Origin of the sequence: Phyllobacterium sp. CCNWLW183 (assembly GCF_037203775.1) — a bacterium.
GTDB classification, from domain to species: domain Bacteria; phylum Pseudomonadota; class Alphaproteobacteria; order Rhizobiales; family Rhizobiaceae; genus Phyllobacterium; species Phyllobacterium ifriqiyense.
Map to the genome: position 1 here is coordinate 25,607 of NZ_JBBCBN010000001.1, position 19,152 is coordinate 44,758.

The 19,152-nt window shown below is 51.9% G+C and carries 25 protein-coding genes; 17 read left to right on the forward strand and 8 right to left on the reverse strand.

Translation table 11 applies throughout. From position 1 onward, the window contains the following. Positions 1–22: 22 nt before the first annotated feature. The 9 genes from V9K95_RS00115 to V9K95_RS00155 all read left to right on the forward strand — a co-directional run bounded on the left by V9K95_RS00115 (position 23) and on the right by V9K95_RS00155 (position 7,219). Positions 23–1,714, forward strand: a complete 1,692-nt coding sequence (locus tag V9K95_RS00115; RefSeq protein ID WP_336440180.1) for a hypothetical protein — start codon at positions 23–25, stop codon at positions 1,712–1,714. An 81-nt stretch (positions 1,715–1,795) separates the two neighbouring features. Continuing rightward, positions 1,796–2,083: an Asp-tRNA(Asn)/Glu-tRNA(Gln) amidotransferase subunit GatC gene (gene gatC / locus V9K95_RS00120; protein ID WP_115053185.1), complete on the forward strand. Its 288-nt coding sequence runs from the start codon at positions 1,796–1,798 to the stop codon at positions 2,081–2,083. Positions 2,084–2,090: 7 nt separating this feature from the next. Then, positions 2,091–2,573 carry a GNAT family N-acetyltransferase gene (locus V9K95_RS00125; RefSeq protein WP_336440179.1) on the forward strand — a complete coding sequence of 161 codons (483 nt, stop codon included), beginning with the start codon at positions 2,091–2,093 and terminating at the stop codon, positions 2,571–2,573. Positions 2,574–2,583: 10 nt separating this feature from the next. Further along, entirely contained in the window at positions 2,584–4,065 is a 1,482-nt protein-coding gene (gatA, locus tag V9K95_RS00130) for an Asp-tRNA(Asn)/Glu-tRNA(Gln) amidotransferase subunit GatA (protein ID WP_115053183.1), read from the forward strand. After that, the gene (locus tag V9K95_RS00135) at positions 4,056–4,535 is read left to right on the forward strand and encodes a GNAT family N-acetyltransferase (RefSeq protein WP_336440178.1); all 480 of its coding nucleotides are present in this window, start codon (positions 4,056–4,058) and stop codon (positions 4,533–4,535) included. The genes gatA and V9K95_RS00135 overlap by 10 nt, the downstream gene beginning before the upstream one ends. Beyond that, positions 4,535–5,329, forward strand: coding sequence for an ElyC/SanA/YdcF family protein (locus V9K95_RS00140; RefSeq protein ID WP_115053181.1), 795 nt, complete (start codon positions 4,535–4,537; stop codon positions 5,327–5,329). Before V9K95_RS00135 ends, V9K95_RS00140 begins: the two co-directional genes overlap by 1 nt. Then, a complete protein-coding gene (locus tag V9K95_RS00145; protein ID WP_336440222.1) occupies positions 5,329–6,507 on the forward strand; it encodes an NAD(P)/FAD-dependent oxidoreductase in 1,179 nt (392 codons plus the stop codon). Before V9K95_RS00140 ends, V9K95_RS00145 begins: the two co-directional genes overlap by 1 nt. Before the next feature lie 109 nt (positions 6,508–6,616). Beyond that, entirely contained in the window at positions 6,617–6,982 is a 366-nt protein-coding gene (locus V9K95_RS00150; protein WP_336440177.1) for a GFA family protein, read from the forward strand. 57 nt (positions 6,983–7,039) lie between these two features. Next, positions 7,040–7,219: a flagellar FlbD family protein gene (locus V9K95_RS00155; protein WP_115053179.1), complete on the forward strand. Its 180-nt coding sequence runs from the start codon at positions 7,040–7,042 to the stop codon at positions 7,217–7,219. On the opposite strand, the gene V9K95_RS00160 is transcribed toward V9K95_RS00155, so the two are convergent. The 4 genes from V9K95_RS00160 to gloA all read right to left on the reverse strand — a co-directional run bounded on the left by V9K95_RS00160 (position 7,216) and on the right by gloA (position 10,320). Then, complete coding sequence (locus tag V9K95_RS00160) at positions 7,216–7,647, reverse strand: DUF2267 domain-containing protein (protein ID WP_336440176.1); 432 nt, start codon at positions 7,645–7,647, stop codon at positions 7,216–7,218. The genes V9K95_RS00155 and V9K95_RS00160 overlap by 4 nt on opposite strands. A 298-nt stretch (positions 7,648–7,945) precedes the next feature. Then, complete coding sequence (locus V9K95_RS00165; RefSeq protein WP_307284753.1) at positions 7,946–8,158, reverse strand: hypothetical protein; 213 nt, start codon at positions 8,156–8,158, stop codon at positions 7,946–7,948. 50 nt (positions 8,159–8,208) lie between these two features. Next, positions 8,209–9,741, reverse strand: a complete 1,533-nt coding sequence (locus V9K95_RS00170; protein ID WP_115053176.1) for an acyl-CoA carboxylase subunit beta — start codon at positions 9,739–9,741, stop codon at positions 8,209–8,211. Positions 9,742–9,879: 138 nt separating this feature from the next. Further along, positions 9,880–10,320 (reverse strand): lactoylglutathione lyase, encoded by a 441-nt coding sequence (gene gloA / locus V9K95_RS00175; RefSeq protein WP_336440175.1) that lies wholly within the window; start codon positions 10,318–10,320, stop codon positions 9,880–9,882. A 266-nt stretch (positions 10,321–10,586) separates the two neighbouring features. On the opposite strand from gloA, the gene V9K95_RS00180 reads away from it, so the two are divergent. The 5 genes from V9K95_RS00180 (at position 10,587) to V9K95_RS00200 (ending at position 13,768) form a co-directional block, all read left to right on the forward strand. After that, positions 10,587–11,168: a cold-shock protein gene (locus V9K95_RS00180; RefSeq protein WP_115053174.1), complete on the forward strand. Its 582-nt coding sequence runs from the start codon at positions 10,587–10,589 to the stop codon at positions 11,166–11,168. A 10-nt stretch (positions 11,169–11,178) separates the two neighbouring features. Beyond that, entirely contained in the window at positions 11,179–11,655 is a 477-nt protein-coding gene (locus V9K95_RS00185; protein ID WP_336440174.1) for a DUF192 domain-containing protein, read from the forward strand. A gap of 11 nt (positions 11,656–11,666) precedes the next feature. Continuing rightward, entirely contained in the window at positions 11,667–12,428 is a 762-nt protein-coding gene (locus tag V9K95_RS00190; RefSeq protein WP_442958530.1) for an alpha/beta fold hydrolase, read from the forward strand. Positions 12,429–12,637: 209 nt separating this feature from the next. Further along, positions 12,638–13,462, forward strand: coding sequence for a serine O-acetyltransferase (cysE, locus tag V9K95_RS00195; protein WP_336440173.1), 825 nt, complete (start codon positions 12,638–12,640; stop codon positions 13,460–13,462). 99 nt (positions 13,463–13,561) lie between these two features. Further along, entirely contained in the window at positions 13,562–13,768 is a 207-nt protein-coding gene (locus V9K95_RS00200) for a DUF3126 family protein (RefSeq protein ID WP_008122972.1), read from the forward strand. 33 nt (positions 13,769–13,801) lie between these two features. On the opposite strand, the gene V9K95_RS00205 is transcribed toward V9K95_RS00200, so the two are convergent. Continuing rightward, positions 13,802–14,527, reverse strand: a complete 726-nt coding sequence (locus V9K95_RS00205) for a hypothetical protein (protein ID WP_336440172.1) — start codon at positions 14,525–14,527, stop codon at positions 13,802–13,804. A gap of 100 nt (positions 14,528–14,627) precedes the next feature. Here V9K95_RS00205 and V9K95_RS00210 point away from each other — a divergent pair, with 100 nt between their 5' ends. Next, complete coding sequence (locus V9K95_RS00210; RefSeq protein ID WP_307284773.1) at positions 14,628–15,155, forward strand: gamma carbonic anhydrase family protein; 528 nt, start codon at positions 14,628–14,630, stop codon at positions 15,153–15,155. Positions 15,156–15,192: 37 nt separating this feature from the next. Here V9K95_RS00210 and V9K95_RS00215 read toward each other — a convergent pair whose 3' ends face one another. The 3 genes from V9K95_RS00215 to V9K95_RS00225 all read right to left on the reverse strand — a co-directional run bounded on the left by V9K95_RS00215 (position 15,193) and on the right by V9K95_RS00225 (position 17,406). After that, entirely contained in the window at positions 15,193–15,798 is a 606-nt protein-coding gene (locus V9K95_RS00215) for a transglutaminase-like cysteine peptidase (protein ID WP_115053169.1), read from the reverse strand. Positions 15,799–16,131: 333 nt separating this feature from the next. Then, positions 16,132–16,740 (reverse strand): PilZ domain-containing protein, encoded by a 609-nt coding sequence (locus V9K95_RS00220; protein ID WP_115053168.1) that lies wholly within the window; start codon positions 16,738–16,740, stop codon positions 16,132–16,134. 57 nt (positions 16,741–16,797) lie between these two features. Further along, positions 16,798–17,406 (reverse strand): PAS domain-containing protein, encoded by a 609-nt coding sequence (locus tag V9K95_RS00225; protein WP_336440171.1) that lies wholly within the window; start codon positions 17,404–17,406, stop codon positions 16,798–16,800. Between the two features lie 337 nt (positions 17,407–17,743). On the opposite strand from V9K95_RS00225, the gene V9K95_RS00230 reads away from it, so the two are divergent. Together V9K95_RS00230 and V9K95_RS00235 are read left to right on the forward strand one after the other, a co-directional pair. Continuing rightward, on the forward strand, positions 17,744–18,451 hold the full coding sequence (locus V9K95_RS00230) for a rhomboid family intramembrane serine protease (protein WP_336440170.1): 708 nt from the start codon (positions 17,744–17,746) through the stop codon (positions 18,449–18,451). Between the two features lie 223 nt (positions 18,452–18,674). Then, on the forward strand, positions 18,675–19,106 hold the full coding sequence (locus tag V9K95_RS00235) for a CBS domain-containing protein (RefSeq protein WP_336440169.1): 432 nt from the start codon (positions 18,675–18,677) through the stop codon (positions 19,104–19,106). Positions 19,107–19,152: the final 46 nt, after the last annotated feature.

Here is a 19,152-nt window from a genome sequence, read left to right on the forward strand (position 1 = left end):
TAACCGAGCTTTGGAGAATATCTTGCGTAAATTGCTGCTGATTTCCTGTTCTCTGCTGGCGCTAACACCTGCCAGTGCGCAAACGGTCGATGCCAATGGGGCAAAAGAACTGTCAGCTACCTTGTCGAAGTATTTTGGCAAAACCGCTCTTGAGAAGAAGGTTCTGAGTGTCAAGCCGGAAGGAGACAGCTACAAAATCACCTTCAGCACAGCCAAGCTGTTGGAGATTTTGCCAAAGCAGGACCTCTTCAAAGGTGACTTCGGCGAATATAGCTTTTTGACCAAGCCGCTGGCTGACGGCTCGTGGGACGTTTCGTCGAAAACCACCGTGAACGGTTCTGTCGAGATAAATGCGCCAACCGGTAAGGAAAGCTTCAAGTGGTCTATCGACAATATGGATCTTCGCGGCGTCTTTGATCCGAAAATCGGCACTTTCTCCAAGGCTACTTCCACGTATGACGGCTTTAAAATGAGTTCGTCATCGTCGACGCAGGAAATGGAAGCCACTGCCGGCAAGGCAAAGGCTGAAATGGCTGCATCTGCTGGCGCGTCGGGAGGAGTGGACTTCACTCAAGTCCAGACAGCCGAGAACTTCAAGGAAACGATTTCATTCAAATCTGACCCGGCAGTTGAAGAGACAGTGACGGATGGTGAAGCCAAACCAGCCGTCCCGACAACACCGGAAGAGTTTATGAAGGTGGGTATCAGTGCTGCCAACCTTGGTGTCGACGCAAAAGGCAGCGGTGTGAGGAATGTTGAGATTCTGGATCTTTGGGCGTTTTTCGTCGCCCATTCCGACGACTTTGCAAAAACACCGGAAGAAAAGACGAAGCTTAGCGACGCTGAACAAGCCGAGTTGAAAACAAAATTGCTCGCCGCTTTGCCGCTTTGGGAAAAATTGGCTGGCTCATATCGGTTCTCGGATATGAGCGTTGACACCCCGATCGGCCCATTCGTAACGAAGAACATTTCTCAGGAGGTGAACTTCGACGGCATCAGCAAAAGCGGCGCCTATAATTACGCAGTGCGCACAAATGGACTTCAGTATCCGCCTCTGCCAATTCCTGACTGGACCATTCCTTTCCTTCCAACCGATGTGGAGCTTTCTTTCGGCGCCGCAGGGCTTGATCTCGATACGGTGGTGCGTGGCGGGATCAAGGAGATGGATCTGAACAAGGAGAAGCCGATCTCGGATGCGTTTGCCGAGGAAATGGGCACCGCCTTCATGCTCAATCCGCCAAAGGTCACGATCTCGAAAAGCCTTGTGAGAACCGTAGATGCTGAACTTACCGTCGAAGGCGAGGTCACATTTGCCACGTTAAAGCCGCAGAGCCGGACAACTTGGGAAATGGCAGGATTTGACAAGCTGGTCGACCGGCTGAACAAGGCATCAGAAGAAGAGCCTGAGATCAAGAATTACATCGTCTTCGTCAAACTGGCCAAAGACTTTGGCAATGAGCTGCCCGATGGCCGCATTCAGTGGATTGTCGACCAGAAAAGCGATGGATCGATCCAGGTTAACGGCAATGCCGTCAAAGGTCCCGATGCCGCTGGAAAGCCGCTGTTTGACAGTTCCATCTTCGGGATTGCTCCCGATGATGATACAACTGCGACAGATGACGGTGCCGCTGCATCGGATGATGATGCCTTGGACACTGAAGATGCCCCAGTGGATGGCGAGCAGCAGGAAGTTGCGCCAGACGCGGCGCAGTAACGCTTATCTGTTGTTGTCCGTTGCGCTTGAGCGTAACGGACACTATAGCTTCAACATCAAAATCTGAATTCAGGAATCCCTATGTCCGTCGATACTGCCACTGTAAAACGCGTTGCGAATCTTGCCCGCATCGCGGTCACCGAGGATGATGTTTCCCGGATGACCGGCCAATTGAATGCGATCCTTGGTTTCGTGGAACAGTTGAACGAAGTGAATGTCGAAGGCGTGGAGCCGATGACGTCGGTAACCCCCATGGCGATGAAGAAGCGCCAGGACGTTGTCACCGATGGCGACAAGGTTGCAGATATCGTCGCCAATGCCCCGACAACCGAAGAAAATTTCTTTGTTGTGCCAAAAGTCGTGGAGTAATTGAACCATGGCTGTTTCCATTGCGATAGAAACACCCTTGCAGGACGATGTGCGCTCGCTGGTAAGCGATCTCAATGATCACCTTTCGCCGCTTTCACCGCTGGAATTCCAGTTCAAAATGACTGTCGAGCAGATGGCAGATGAAGACACGACTGTTTTTGTAGCTCGCGATGAAACAGGCAAGGCTATCGGCTGCGGCGCACTCAAAGAACATGATGATGGAATTGGTGAGGTGAAACGCATGTTCACCCGGCCCACCGTGCGCGGACAGCGCATTGGTTCTGCTTTGCTCAATGCAATTACGGCGCTGGCCAATGAAAAGGGCATGAATCGCCTCGTTCTGGAGACGGGCACTACACCGGGCTTTGAACCGGCCTGGCGACTTTATGAACGCTCCGGATTTACCCGCTGCGGTGTGCTGCTTGACTATCCGGATTCCGAATATAGTGCATTTTACGAAAAGCGGCTCGCTTTAGCAGTTGCTCAATAAGGACTTTAAGATGACCGATCTGACCGCTCTCACCATTGCCGAGGCGCGCGACCAGCTGAAAGCCAAGGCGATTACCGCCACGGAACTTACTGGCGCCTATCTTCAGGCAATCGAGAACGCAAATGAGGCGCTGAACGCCTATATCGTCACCACGCCTGAGAAGGCGCTGGAAATGGCGAAGGCATCCGATGCACGGCTGGCGGCTGGCAATGGCGGCGCGCTGGAAGGCATTCCACTTGGCATCAAGGATCTATTCGGTACGGAAGGTGTCCATACGCAGGCCGCATCGCATATTCTGGATGGGTTCAAGCCGCATTATGAATCCACTGTGACAGCAAATTTATGGGCTGACGGCGCGGTGATGCTCGGCAAGCTCAACATGGACGAGTTCGCAATGGGCTCTTCCAATGAGAGTTCCTATTACGGGCCAGTGAAAAACCCTTGGCGCGCAAAAGGCTCCAATGTTGATCTCGTTCCGGGTGGATCATCGGGCGGCTCTGCAGCAGCTGTCGCCGCACGGCTTTGCGCAGGAGCGACCGCAACCGATACGGGCGGTTCAATTCGCCAGCCTGCGGCTTTTACCGGCACGGTCGGAATCAAGCCTACCTATGGCCGTTGCTCGCGATGGGGCATTGTCGCGTTTGCATCGTCGCTGGATCAGGCGGGGCCGATTGCACGCGATGTGCGCGATGCCGCGATCCTGTTGAGGTCCATGGCTTCCGTCGATGCCAAGGATACAACCTCGGTCGATATCGCGGTGCCTGACTATGAGGCGGTTATCGGCAAGCCGCTTGCGGGCATAAAGATCGGCATTCCCAAGGAATACCGCGTTGACGGCATGCCGGAAGAGATTGAAAAGCTTTGGCAGCAGGGCATTAGCTGGCTGAAGGATGCAGGGGCAACCATTGTCGATATTTCGCTGCCGCATACGAAATATGCACTGCCGGCCTATTATATCGTTGCGCCTGCCGAGGCATCGTCAAATCTGGCGCGCTATGACGGCGTTCGCTATGGCCTGCGCGTTCCCGGCAAGGACATTGTCGACATGTACGAAAACACCCGCGCCAAGGGATTTGGCGAAGAGGTGAAGCGCCGTATCATGATTGGCACCTATGTGCTTTCGGCTGGGTATTACGATGCCTATTATTTGCAGGCTCAGAAGGTGCGCACGCTGATCAAGAAGGATTTCGAAGACGCCTTCCATGCAGGTGTCGATGCTATCCTTACGCCAGCTACGCCTTCTGCTGCTTTCGGCATCGCTGATCAGGAAATGAATTCCGACCCGGTGAAAATGTATCTCAATGATATTTTCACCGTGACCGTGAACATGGCGGGCTTGCCGGGTATCGCCGTTCCTGCCGGGCTGGACAGCCGCGGACTGCCGCTGGGTCTCCAGCTGATCGGACGTCCATTCGACGAAGAAACTCTGTTTCAGACCGCTTATGTGATTGAACAGGCGGCAGGCAAGTTCAACGCGCCGAAATGGTGGTAATCAGGCGCGCCACAGAAGCTGACATAACAGCAATCGCTGCTGTCGGCTCCAGCGCTTGGGCATCAAATATCTTTTCGTTTGAACCGGAACTGCCCGGCATGCGCATGCATGTCGAAAAGGCTTTCTGGGAATTCGCACGAAGCTCTTACAATACGGTGTTGGTGGCTCAATTGGAGCAGACGCTGCTTGGCTGGGGCGCTCGGGAAGAAAATAACGACTATATTTCCGATCTTTGGGTAGACCCGACCGTGCAGGGGCAAGGGGTCGGATCGTCGCTGCTGCGTGAAATGATGGCGGCAATTCGACATGCGGGGTACTTGAAGGCGCGCATCAGCACGCATGCCCGCAATATCGGCGCAATCAGACTCTATCAGCGCGAAGGCTTCAATATTGTCGAACAAGGACCGGAATGGTCTACAAGTCTTGAACGTGAAATTGACAAAGTGCAGATGCTGGCGGAGCTCAAATAGTGTTTTTCGTGCTTTCAAAGGTCTTCTGGTTTTTCGCCCAACCGCTGAACTTCGCTATCATTTTCATGGGATTGACTTTCCTGCTGCTCATCTGGCGCTGGCGGCGTCTGGCAATGGCAACGGCTGCTATCGCATTTCTTGTTCTGGGACTTGGCGCGTGGACGACGCTTGGTGCTTTAATGATCAATCCGTTGGAGGATCGTTTCCAACGCCCAGACGCACTTCCGGCAAAGGTGGATGGCATAATCGTTCTTGGCGGCGGCTTTGAAGGCGGTGTAAATCTGGTGCGCGGCGGCTATGAACTCAATGCCAGTGGCGACCGCTTTGTCGAGGCTGCCATTTTGGCGCGCAAACATCCGGAAGCGAAGGTTGTCGTTACGGGTGGAACAGGCACATTGCTTTTGGATGGCGAAGCCGATGGCGTGACCGCACCGCGCCTGCTGACAGCTCTTGGCGTAGCACCAGAGCGCCTCATTCTCGAAAGCAAGTCGCGCAACACTTACGAAAATGCACTATTCACAAAGCAGATGGTAGACGCGAAGCCGGGCGAAACCTGGCTGCTCGTCACCTCGGCATTCCATATGCCGCGTTCGATCGGCCTGTTTCGCAAAGCGGGGTTTGACGTGGTGCCATGGCCAGCGGATTATCGCGCATCTGGTGCCGAAACCATTGGACTTGCAGAAGACAACCCACAGGATTCATTGCAGAATATGGCGATTGCTGCGCGCGAATGGGCAGGGCTGCTGGCCTATTGGCTGGCTGGTCGAACTGAACAATTATTGCCTGCGCCATGATAAAACAAGTTGACGTTCTCATCATAGGCGCAGGCGCGGCTGGCATGATGTGCGCTATTGAGGCGGGCAAGCGTGGACGTTCCGTGCTGATCATCGATCATGCCGCAACACCAGGCGACAAAATACGCATATCCGGTGGCGGCCGCTGCAACTTCACCAATATTAACGCGGCGCCGCAAAACTACATCAGCAAAAACCCGCATTTCTGTATCTCGGCTTTGCGCCGCTATACGCAGCGCGATTTCCTCGCTCTGGTAAACAGATACGGTATTGCCTGGCACGAAAAGACCCTCGGTCAGCTTTTCTGCGATGGTTCAGCCAAGCAGATCATCGATATGCTGGTAACAGAAATGAGGCAGGCCGGGGTCGAGTTACGGTTGCGCACTACGATCGATTCCATAGTAAGGGAAGATAATGGGTATCTGGTTGATCTGGCCGGAGACAAGGTGAGATGCACGTCACTGGTTGTCGCGTGCGGTGGGAAATCCATTCCGAAAATGGGTGCAACCGGCTTCGGCTATGATATCGCCCGCCAGTTCGGCATGAAAATTACAGACACACGTCCTGCACTGGTTCCGCTTACCTTTGACGAAAACACACTTGCTCCGTTGAAACCGCTATCGGGTATTTCGGTCGATGCAGTGGTAAGCCACGGCAAGACAAAATTTGCAGAGGCAATGCTCTTCACCCATCGCGGATTGAGCGGTCCATCCATATTGCAGATTTCTTCTTATTGGCGGGAAGGCGATACGATCAGCGTCGCCATGTTGCCCGGTGTGAAAGTGTTTGATGCTTTGCGCGCAGCGCGAGTCCGCAATGGCCGACAGGCATTGCAAACAGCCCTAAGTGAGCTTCTGCCGAAGCGTCTGGCGCAGTTGATTGCGGAAAATAGCGGCATTGACCGGCATCTGGCTGACCTGACCGATAAGCAATTGCTGGCGGTCGAAAAAGCGGTGAATGAATGGCAGGTGAAACCTGCAGGTTCGGAGGGCTACCGGACTGCCGAAGTGACACTTGGCGGTGTCGATACGGATGGCCTGGACCAAAAAACTATGGAAGCAAAGTCAGCGAAAGGTCTTTATTTCATAGGTGAGGTTGTCGATGTAACCGGTTGGCTAGGTGGATATAATTTCCAATGGGCATGGTCTTCCGGCTGGGTGTCAGGGCAAGTGGTTTAGGGCAAAATCACTCGCGATAAGAACGAATGAGCACAAAGCCTGCTGACATGAGGTTGTCAGTGGATGTGCTATATCGATTCCAGGAGACATGTTCAAAGGGGAGGAAATCATGGCCATTTTTGCCAGTTGTCACTGCGGTGCAATCAAGCTCGAAATCAGCGAAGCGCCGGAGTCGGTCACGGTGTGCAATTGCACTTTCTGCACCAAGCGGGGTGCGCTCTGGGCTTATTACACACCCGACCAAGTGACAATTTCGGTGAAGCCGGAAGCCGATGCCATTTATTCCCGCAACGGCATGAACAAGCATCATCATTGCAATGTTTGCGGCTGCGGTACTTTTTCGGAAGTACCCAACTGGGTGGATTTCAAACCGGATTTTGAGAATCCACGCGTCAGCGTGAATGTCCGGCTCTTCGATGATTTTGATATTGCGTCGTTAAGGGTAGATCATATTGACGGAAGGAATCTCTGGTAAATTATTGCTTCATTGAGAGAATCCTGCTTCCTTGGTCCTATACAGGGAGGTATGGCCATGTGGATCAAACTCACAGACGTTAATGGCGATCACATCACGCTGAATTTCGACCATGTTGTTTCGTTCAATCCCTATGGGACGGGGACTCATATCGTGACAATCACGGAAGGACTTACCTTCTTCGTCAAAGAAACCGCCGAAGACATCCAAAACAAGGTTGGCGTAAAAAGCAGCTAGAGATCTTGTCGATGTTTTGACCAGATCGGCTTTAGCGCAGTTGGCAACTGCTCACCTGCCATCTTGGCATTATGCGGATCGAGATGCTGGGCGATAGTGGCGAGCACATCGCTGACAATGGTCTCGGGCGGGCTGTGATGCGCCGTGAGATTATCATAGACTTCTTTGGCAAGTTGCACTTCCGACTCCAAAGGAAGCGCAGGAGCGGGCCGCCATCCTTCTAGAAATAGGCCACGCGGCAAAGGCGGCAGCGCGTCCGCAAATGTCAGTATCTGGTCCGTGTCCATGTGGCGGCGCAAACCATGCATAACGCCGCGCATGCTCGCAAAGCTCTGATTGTGGGTCGAAAACATGGATTTCGCTTTGAGCGCAGCCAACCAATCTTGAAATTGTTTCGAAGCCTGAACGATCTCTTGTGGTTGTGTCATGCACGGTCTCGCTTTCCTCAGGATGTGGAAGCCAGTTAAGCGTCATTTTTTGACATTTTTCGGGTCAGGTTCACCACCGATAGCAGGCGAAAGCGCGGATGCCGACGTCGCAGGCGTTTTTCCGGGCTTGGCGGAACCTTTTACCTCGGGATCGGTTTATTCAAATACAAGTCAAAATTGGATACAAATAGTGATTTGTTAAATCGGTTTAGTTTCTCTAGAAGTTCACTATGCAACGGAATATAAACTGTATGCCGGTAGAGGATTACTCTCGCTGAGAGTATTTTTAATGGAGGTATCAAAGAATGATAACAATAAATAAAGATACATCGTCAACAATTGGAACAAATGCACTTAAGATTGCACAAGTGGCCAAAGTTAAGCCTGCGCTGGTAAAAGCTGCGGCGAAACTAAGCGAGCCATGTGACAAGCGTACAATTTCCCAGATTTTACGTGACTCAAGTGGCGGCTTCAGCTTCCGCAGGTAATTTTGAAGTTTCATAAACGGCATCGAAGGCTCCCCATGGGAGCCTTTTTATTGTGTGGTTCTGCTCGGTATTATTAGAGCGGAATATTATCGTGCTTCTTCCAGGGATTTTCGAGATCCTTATTACGCAGCATGCGCAATGCCCGTGAAATCCGCTTACGAGTGGAATGGGGCATAATCACCTCGTCAACATAGCCGCGCTCGGCAGCAACGAACGGTGACAGGAAGCGATCCTCGTAACGCTTGGTGTGCTCGGCGATTTTCTCGGCATCACCAATGTCTTTCCGGTAAATGATCTCGACAGCGCCTTTTGCGCCCATGACGGCAATCTGAGCGGATGGCCAGGCGTAATTGAGGTCGCCGCGCAGATGTTTGGAGGCCATCACATCATAGGCGCCGCCATAGGCCTTGCGGGTAATGAGCGTGATTTTAGGAACCGTTGCTTCCGCATAGGCAAAAAGCAGTTTGGCGCCATGCTTGATGAGCCCGCCATATTCCTGCGCGGTGCCCGGAAGAAAGCCCGGTACATCGACAAAAGTTACGATCGGAATGTTGAAACAGTCGCAGAACCGGACGAACCTCGCGGCTTTGCGCGACGCATCACTATCGAGAACGCCGGCCAGAACCATTGGTTGATTGCCGACTATGCCGACGGTGCGACCTTCGATACGGCCGAAGCCGACCACGATGTTTTTGGCAAAACTTTCCTGAATTTCAAAGAAGTCGGCCTCATCGACAGTTTTGCGAACCAGTTCCTTGATGTCATAGGGCTTGTTCGCGTTATCGGGCACCAGACGATCCAATGAGTAATCCATTTCGTCTGTTGGCTGATAGCATTCGATTTGAGGCAGTTCGGCAGTGTTCGACGCCGGGAGAAAATCGATCAGGCGGCGCATCTGAAGCAGTGCCGCCACGTCATTGTCATAAGCGCCATCGGCGATAGATGATTTGGTCGTGTGGATTGACGCTCCGCCAAGCTGTTCTGACGTCACAGTTTCGTTGGTGACGGTTTTCACAACGTCCGGTCCTGTGACGAACATGTATGAAGTGTCGCGGACCATGAAGATGAAATCGGTCATGGCTGGCGAATAAACATCGCCGCCCGCGCAGGGACCCATAATCACCGAGATTTGCGGAATGACGCCGGAGGCCAGTACATTGCGCTGGAAAATTTCCGCATAACCGCCCAGTGCGGCAACGCCTTCTTGAATGCGTGCACCGCCCGCATCGTAAAGCCCGATGACCGGCGCGCGATTGCGCAATGCCATATCCTGGATCTTTTGAACTTTCTCCGCGTGGGCTTCAGAGAGTGAGCCGCCGAACACGGTGAAATCCTTGGCGAAGACAAAGACGGTCCGGCCATTGATGGTACCCCAGCCGGTAACAACACCATCGCCAGCAAATTTGGTGTCCTGCATACCAAAATCAGTCGAGCGGTGTTCGACGAATGTGTCAAACTCTTCAAAAGAGCCTTCATCGAGGAAAATATCGATACGTTCACGCGCTGTGAGTTTGCCGCGCTTGTGTTGCGCTTCGATACGGGCCTTTCCGCCACCTTCGCGCGCAAGGGTCCTGCGACGCTCAAGCTCGATAAGCACATCCTTCATAGCGTTCCTCCACATTGACCATTTCTGATAACAGGAGACGTCAAGGCTTGGAAGATGCCGGGGATTGAATTTAGCCGGGTTGCGGTTTTCGCCTGCCCCGAACGACCGGGCAGGCGATGTATTGTGTAGTAGTGCAGATTACCAGGAGCCGGTGTTTGGCATGGATAGCCATGGTTCCTGTGGCGCCAGTGCAGGCCCTTTTTGGATAAGCTCAATCGAGATGCCATCGGGCGAGCGAATGAACGCCATATTGCCATCGCGGGGAGGCCGGTTGATCACGACGCCTTTGTCTGACAAATCCTGACAAGTTTTATAAATGTCATCCACGACATAGGCGAGGTGACCGAAATTGCGTCCGCCCGTATATTCTTCAGGATCCCAATTAAAGGTCAATTCAAGCTCGGGAGCACGTTCAGCGGCAGAACGGGTTTCATCTTCCGACGCGGCCAGGAAGATCAATGTAAACCGGCCTTTTTCGTTTTCCGTGCGGCGAACCTCTTTCAAGCCGAACTTGTTGCAGTAAAAATCCAGCGATTCATCGATGTCGCGAACGCGAACCATAGTGTGAAGATAACGCATCTTTTGCCTTTGAATTCTTTTCATGGGATTGAAATAGCAACGTCTGCTCGCCAGCAAGGGCAAGTGACTGGCAATATCGATAACACTAATTGCTTACGCAAACAAATCTGTGAGCTAATTTGACGAGACTGATTGAGGATAAACACGGGTTTTGGTTATAGTTTGAAAGAAAACATCAAGATGATGCTTGCTCTCCGCTATCGGACCGGTGTTATTCTTCAACAAGAGAATCAGTGTTTAGTTTATTGAGAGGAGGGGATCGCTTCATGTCAGACAGAACAGTATCGACCCAGATCTCTCATAACGACCAAGGCGCAAGCGACAGTCTTGATCTTGTCGAGATTTCAGGCTCGATAAAATGGTTTGACGTTGCCAAGGGATATGGTTTCATAGTTCCCGACAATTCTGATCTTCCCGACATTCTGCTCCATGTAACCTGCCTGCGCCGCGATGGCTTCCAGACCGCGCTGGAGGGTGCGCGCGTTGTTTGCGAGGTCAAGCAGGGCGAGCGTGGTATGCAGTGCTTCCGCGTAAAGTCGATGGACAATTCGACTGCGGTGCATCCGACTGAGTTACCGCCAGTGCGTACCCATGTCACGGTAACGCCTTCGAGCGGGCTTGAACGGGTTCTCGTCAAGTGGTTCAATCGCACGAAAGGCTTCGGGTTTCTAACGCGGGGCGAGGGTACGGAAGACATTTTCGTTCACATGGAAACGCTGCGTCATTTCGGTCTCACTGAGCTGCGGCCCGGACAGGTCGTCCTTATTCGTTTCGGCAATGGCGAAAAAGGTCTTATGGCTTCGGAAATTCATCCTGATATCGGCACGCAGATGCCGGTCTCCCACTGAAGATCAGTTGATGAATCGTCTGAGATTATCTCTGGCCGCCGTCATATTCTGCTTGATTTCCGCTTTTCCGGTGCTGGCACAGCAGATGCCCATGCATTTGCCCATCGATCCTGTCGCGCTGACCATTAATACGGCCAAGGGCGATGTGCCTTTCACGGTCGAAATCGCCGATAATGAGGAGGAACGTCAGCGCGGATTGATGTTCCGCACGGACCTTAAAGACAATAGCGCGATGCTGTTTGTTTTTGACCAATCCAGGCTGATCTCCATGTGGATGGAAAATACGCCATCGGCCTTGGATATGCTGTTTCTCGATCATGGCGGGCGCATTACTGCAATCCATCAGAACGCCGTGCCGTTTTCGCGTGATGTGATTTCGTCCGGCGGTCCGGTGAAATTTGTTGTTGAGGTAAAGGCTGGAACCGTGCAACGTCTCGGTTTAAGAGTTGGCGATAAGGTGCGGCATCCCGCAATTGCAGCCAAATAACGGACGGAAAAATGCAATTCTTTGAAAATGACGGCTTAAAACTTGCCTATATTGATGAAGGCGAGGGCGAACCGATCCTGCTTATTCACGGCTTTGCATCGTCGTCATTATACAATTGGATTCAGCCGGGCTGGATTTTCACTTTGACCGCATCGGGATACCGGACAATTGCTATCGACAATCGTGGTCACGGCAATTCCGATAAGCCACATGACAAATCAGTTTACACACCAACCCGCATGGCTGGGGATGCTGCGGCGCTGCTCGATCATCTCGGTATAAAGTCGGCTCATGTCATGGGTTACTCCATGGGTGCACGCATTAGTGCTTTTCTTGCCCTTAAGCATCCGGATCGCGTGCATGATCTGGTGTTTGGCGGCCTTGGTATTGGCATGGTCGAAGGTGCCGGGGACTGGTCGCCGATAGCCGAGGCTCTTCTGGCAGACGACCCTGATGCAATTACTCATCCACGCGGCAAAATGTTCAGGATGTTTGCCGACAAGACCAAGAGCGATAAGATCGCGCTGGCTGCGTGCGTCATCACCTCCAAGGAAGAGATTAGCGCAGAAAACATGGCGCGCATCAAGCAGCCGACGCTTGTAGCTGTCGGCACCAAGGACGATATTGGCGGCAGCGCGCAAAAGCTTGCAGAGCTGATGCCCCAAGGTGAAGCAATCGACATTCCGAACCGTGACCATATGCTGGCAGTAGGCGACAAGGTTTTTAAAGAGGCGGTGCTGGAGTTTCTGAAGCGCAATCCCATTACTGTGTGATTTGCGATCCGGAAATGCTTCATTCCTTGCGAAAAAGCACAGTTTAACTTACCCATGGCGATGCTGGCATTGATCAGCATCAGGCAGATGAATGGTATCTTCAAAATTTCTTGCGCTTGCGGCACTGGATTTTGAGGTGTCAAGAAACCACTTTTGCCGTATAATCCGTTGCAGAGTATAAAATTCGGCTGAATGCCTGGAGCTAGAAAATGTCAGCAAGCCTTCCCATAAAGATGACCGGATCGATCAAACAGATCGACCCGATCTGGCATGCGATCCGGGCCGAGGCAGAAGAGGTCGTGCGCAATGAGCCGCTGCTTGCGACATTTCTTTACACTACCATCCTGAACCATCAGTCGCTGGAACAGGCGGTTATACATCGTATTTCCCAGCGCCTTGACCACCCGGATGTGGAGTCGGAACTGCTGCGCCAGACGTTTACAGCCATGTTTGACGCCAATCCTTCCTGGTCGCAGATTTTACGCGTCGACATACAGGCTGTTTATGACCGCGATCCGGCATGCACGCGGTTTATGGAGCCTATCCTTTATTTTAAGGGGTTTCAGGCTATCCAGACCCATCGTCTTGCGCACTGGTTGTGGCATGAGGGTCGTCATGATTTTGCGCTTTATTTGCAAAGCCGCTCATCTTCAGTTTTCCAGACAGATATTCATCCCGCAGTTCCCATGGGGCAGGGCGTGTTTTTCGACCATGCAACGGGCATCGTTGTGGGCATGACGGCTGTTATTGAAGACAATGTTTCAATCCTGCAGGGCGTTACCCTTGGCGGCACGGGAAAAGAGACCGGCGACCGTCATCCGAAAATTCGTAATGGCGTGCTGATTGGCGCAGGAGCCAATATTCTTGGCAATATCGAAATTGGTCATTGCTCAAAGGTGGCATCCGGTTCGGTCGTTCTGAAGCCTGTCCCGCATAATGTGACCGTGGCTGGTGTGCCTGCCCGTATTGTGGGGGAAGCAGGCTGCTCGGAGCCTTCGCGCGCCATGGATCAGCTCGTTACCAACTTCGAATAAGCCTGGTTCTTACCACTAACGATTGCAGTCAACCCTTTACAGGGCGCCATGCCACATGGCAAACCGCTCTGACTCGACGAATAAGACAGGAGATTTTAGGTGAAACCCGAAGAACTGAAAAAACTCGACAGCTACTTCAAGCGGACATTCCGCAACACGGAATTGGTAGTGAAGGCTCGCCCGCGGAAAGATGATTCCGCAGAACTTTATCTGGGCGACGAGTTCCTCGGTCTGATCTACAAGGATGAAGACGAAGGCGAATTGTCTTATAATTTCTCCATGGCAATCCTGGAAATGGACCTTTAGCCCATTCTTACTATGTTGAGTGGTGCTCGAGCATCACTCAACACTTTTGATGTGGCCACGCGCAAATTCTGCAATCTTTTTGTCCAGAAGCGGCCAATCCTCAAGCATTTCTCTCGGAAACCGATAGGTCAGCTGCAAATCACCGCCGACGAAAATATCGCTTTGGCAGGATGCAAGATTATCGCGGGATGACGGTTTATCAAGACAACGCGCAACAAATGAAGGTTTCGCACCGTGATCCGGTGCAACGAGAAGCTCCTCATTGATGAAGCCGCTATCGCCCCTGAAGCGTTGGAGCGTTAAACCGGCAGGACCGGCAGCGCCGGGCCCTTCGGTCAGTGGAAGATAGACGGGACCATAACGCCCCGGCATATCCTGCGATCCCTGCCTTGCCTCAAATGTCAGGAAGATCAATTTCTTGTCTGGTCCCGCGCCATTGAAATCATTTTTAAATTCTGCGGCGTACCCCTGCATTTCCGGCCAGTGCAGATAAAGGTCAACGCGCTCGGCTATGCCATCGCGCCGCTGCCTATCAAACCGGATCATATTCGCTGGAATCTCGAGCACGTCATTGCCAATGACGATTTGCTGCGCAGAACGATCTTCCGTATGGCCGCCAAGGGAAATTATGTGTCCAAGGAAAAAGCCGGCAAGAGCCAGACATAGGGACAAGAAGCCAAGTGCGACCACGCCATAAAAGACCTTTCGCAAGAGAAAGCTTGCCGAAATTGCCTCTATTTTCTCTGTGGTCGCCTGCATGATGTGGCCCGAAGGTTTCCTTCGGCACATTCTAACTGCCCATGTGCTGATTTATGGTTAATTGAGTATCAATGAACCGCGTGATTCTGGAGGACGCCAAATGCCGATTTATACGCTTAACGGCCAAGCACCGCAGTTTGAGCACCGAAAATCAAACTGGATAGCGCCTGATGCGACGATTATCGGCAAAGTTTTTCTAGGTGAAAATGCCGGGATCTGGTTCGGCGCTGTATTGCGCGGGGATAACGAGCTCATTCACATTGGTCGCAATACGAATGTGCAGGAACACACGATCATGCACACCGATCTGGGATATCCGCTGACAATCGGCGACGGATGCACCATCGGGCATCGCGCTATGCTGCATGGCTGTACTATTGGAGAAAATACCCTGATCGGTATTGGAGCGATTATTCTCAATGGTGCAAAAATCGGCAAGAATTCTCTGGTAGGTGCGGGGGCTTTGGTCACCGAACGCAAGGAATTTCCGGATAATTCCCTGATCGTGGGATCACCGGCCAGGGTGGTCCGTACGCTGGACGAGGCAGCGGTAGAACAGTTGAAGCTTTCTGCCGCTCACTATGTCGAAAACGGGAAGCGTTTCATGAGCGGTCTGGAGATTGCTTAACAAGCCGGTGTAAATGCACCGGCCAATGGATCCGGACTCATTGCTCGATACTGCCGACCAGCACCTGGCGATCATCATTGATTGAAACCCATGCGCCGGTGTTCTTCGTTGATTGGCGCTTGAGGTAATCATAGTTCGTTTCATTCCATGGCTTGATACGGGCTTCGAGATTATCAAGAATGTAATCGCCCTGGCCGGTGCGCACGGTCAACACTGCATGACCTTCGCCGTTCATCTGCCGAACGACGGTTATCAATAGATCGCTGAGTGGAATGCCGCCTTCATTCAGCAGCTTGCGCTTCAGGAGAACATAATCCTCACAGTCTCCAACTGTTGTCGGATAGGACCATACTTCTGCTTTACCCCAGATATCCATGTCCGTCTCTGGGCGAACCTGCGCGTTTACCTGACTGTTGACCAGAACCAGCAAATTCCATGTCTTTGATGTCAGGCTAAGCGGCGTATCATTGCTACTCTTGACGCTGCATTCGCCGCGATATGTCTGGCAGAATTCATAATGACCAATCGGCTGCGAGGTGCGACCGCCGGTCTTCATGATCATTGCCGAAGTGCCTGCCTCAGCATAGGCGGCGATGCACATTAAAAGGAATGCAGCGCCAAATAGGATTGTCTTTTTTATCATTACCGTCGTCTCCCCGGTTGAGGCGACAATGGCAGAGAGAGTTTGATTGAGCGGAAACGATGGCGAGTAAATCTGATCGAATTAGGTAGTAAAAAATAAAGGAATTAGGCAATTACGATGTATTAATGTTTATTATTATTTAGTTTAACAAAGTATAGATTTAAGTAAGTTGCAGAATATTAGAATTAAGTATCGGTTTAAATAAATATGTCGTTATTTCCATTGGCTTAATGCGCTCCATACAGATGCCAGACAAATGCCGTTCTCTCGCAGCAATCGCGCCAAAAATATTTCTGCCGTGTGAAGAAAAACTAAGTCAGAGAAAAACTGGCTTTAACTCTCAAAGGCCGCATCAATGGCGTCGCGGCTTTGCACCGAAGCAAACTCGATTGCCACGCCTTCGTCAAAATGCCGGGCAACACGGCCCCTCATGGTGCCGAGGATGACCTGGCTGTTCAGGGCAGGGCGCATGCGCAGTTCCACCGCTGCACCCGATATGGATAGATCAACAATACGGCAGGGATATTGCCGACCATCGGCCATGGATAGCGTGGTGATTGGGTTGCGCGGTGCGATACGCTGATGCCGGCGATCTTCAGGCGTATCCAGTTCATGTTTGTTTGCAAGCCATGTCAGCTGCGCCGCTATCTTGTTTTTCTTGCGGTCAGAAACGATGAGCGACAGGAGAAAGCCCCCACTAACCAGCTTTTCGACAGTTCCTTCGACACGGCCAATATGGTCTATATAAGCGATAATGCGCTCGCCATTATGGGCCATGATATCTGTGCCGATGACAACATTGCCAGGCGACATTTCGCTGATCTGGCAAACATGTTCCGTGCGGTCTTCGAGCATAAAACGCCCATAGAGCTGCACTTTAACGCTATAATACCTTGTCGTAGCGGTAGGGTTTGGACTTGAGCCATCGTGGGTAGGTTGCATCGTCACGTCCAACTGGCAGAATTCGTTTAGCCTTGATGACAAGCTATTCCATGATTCTTAATGTGGCGGTAATGGTTTCGCGCGCGTTTTAAGTGGTCGCGAGGATTTTCCGCCATCCAGCAATTGCAGGCGGTCAGTATTTTGCCCGATAATTGTATGAATAGCGCCTTTCGGGTTTGGCGATGATAGCGATCCGCCAGCATACTGGCTCCGACTTGTATCCAGCGTCGTGATTGATCTTATGCGGCTTTCGACGATAGAGTCTGACTCTAGCCAGAACGGCTGTCCCAAGGCGACAATCATTCCGATCAGAAATTGTTCATGCACTTCATTGGCAAGCGGCAAGAGGATGAATTCAAACAGCGCGGTGCGCTGGCGTGCGCTTATGCCTTCGGCGTTTATAGCGACGGGGCTTTTTCGGGTTATCGAATTGGCAAGCAAACGCGAGATACTGCGGCGATCTCGTGCCTGCCAAAGCAATTCGAAAGCTGAATCTTTCAATTCGCGGCCGTGAATTGAGCAAATCCGGGTGCCCGCAAGCCGGAACCTTGCTTCGGTATCCTGACTGGCCTGCAAAATGAATATATCGGCCAATTGGCGGGGGATGGCAGCAGGCGCTATCTCGCTGCGTTCGGGCGCGCGCGTGTGCCACGCAACTGCTCCCAATAAGCGATAAGCTCGTTTGATCTTCCGTGCTGCATAAATTTGTCTGTTTGTCCGATCGGATGTCCGCGGACTGTGTCACCGACGGCAGGGTAACGCCACGTTTCATGTGTCCATGTCCACCGTGGCGGGCTGTTAGGGTTAATAAGTGGTTTACGTTGAGGTGTCGCAACGAATGTGAGACAAGCGTTTACGAGATTTCATACCTGACCTTAAATTTAAGGCCGTCCGTAACCGGGCGGCCTTCTTTCTGTTTATGCATCGGATTATTCGAAAACCGGGATTCCACTGGCCGGCTTGATACTATAGCTTGCCGGGACCGAAACGAGGCCGATACAGAATGACCGAACCAGACATAGCGCGGGACAAACCATCAGGCGGAGAGCCGATGTTCAACATTCCGGGTATTATCCTCGCAGCTATCGGCATCTGCATCGCAGTATTTCTCTACCAGACCTATATTCTTGACGATGGACAGGCTGTCGAGTTTCTCTGGTACTATGCCTTTATTCCTGCACGCTTTGCGCAAATGGGCGGCCAGGGCGACGTGTGGACATGGTTTACGACGATCTCCTATTCATTCATGCATGGAAGCGTGGCTCATATCGCATTAAACATGATCTGGCTGGCAGCATTCGGATCCCCGCTTGCGGCGCGCATTGGCCCGGTGCGTTTGACACTTTTTTGGATCGCGACATCCATCGCCGCCGCATTGACGCATTATGCTATTTACCCTGATAGCATGGCTCCCCTGGTAGGCGCGTCAGGTGCAGTGTCCGGCATGATGGGCGCTGCAGCGCGTTTTGGATTTCGTCGCTCAACATCGCGCAACTCGGCAGCCTTTGTTGGTGACATATTGCCGATTGCCGTTGCACTGCGCATGCGCACAGTGCTGACGTTTCTTGGAGTCTGGTTTGTCACCAATATTGCGGCCGGGCTTTTATCATTGGGAGTAGAGGAATCTGCGTCGATCGCCTGGGAGGCGCATATAGGCGGATTTGTGGTCGGTTTCTTCGGAATATCGCTGTTTGACCGGCACCGCGCCTGATAAGTGCAATCAATTTTTGAATGCAAAAGATGTTTTATAATCAATAGATTGGATTGCGTTTATCAAATCGATCTGAGCCAAGTGTTCTTGTGTAAAGATAACTATGGAGGCGACATGCGCAATTGCAATGCACTTGCAATGGGTGCAACATATAAGCACGATGAGTTAGGTTGCTAAAAGCATCGGGGGAGATGCAGCAATCAAACATGTAAGGAGGATGCGCATGACAGTCAGATCGATTCTTGAACGCAAGGGCTATGACGTTTTCAGCATTACGCCTGATGTGTCGCTAGCGGATGCAATCACGGTTTTGGCCAAGCACAAAATCGGCGCACTTGTCGTTTGCGATGAGAACAAGGCTATCAAAGGTATCTTGTCCGAACGCGATGTGGTTCGCGCCATTTCGGCCGACGGTGCCGATGCTCTATGGAAGCCGATTTCAGAAACAATGACCATAAAGGTCAAGGTCTGCAACGAAAGTCATACGATTAATCAGGTCATGGAAACGATGACGCAAGGCCGTTTCCGCCATTTGCCGGTTGAAAAGGATGGCCAACTTTATGGCATCGTATCGATCGGCGACGTTGTTAAGCTGCGGATCGAGGAAGTGGAACGCGAGTCACAAGAGATTCGCAGCTATATCGCGACGGCTTAGTTCTAGATTTATCGACGTAGTGAGGTTCATTTTGCTGCAATGAAGC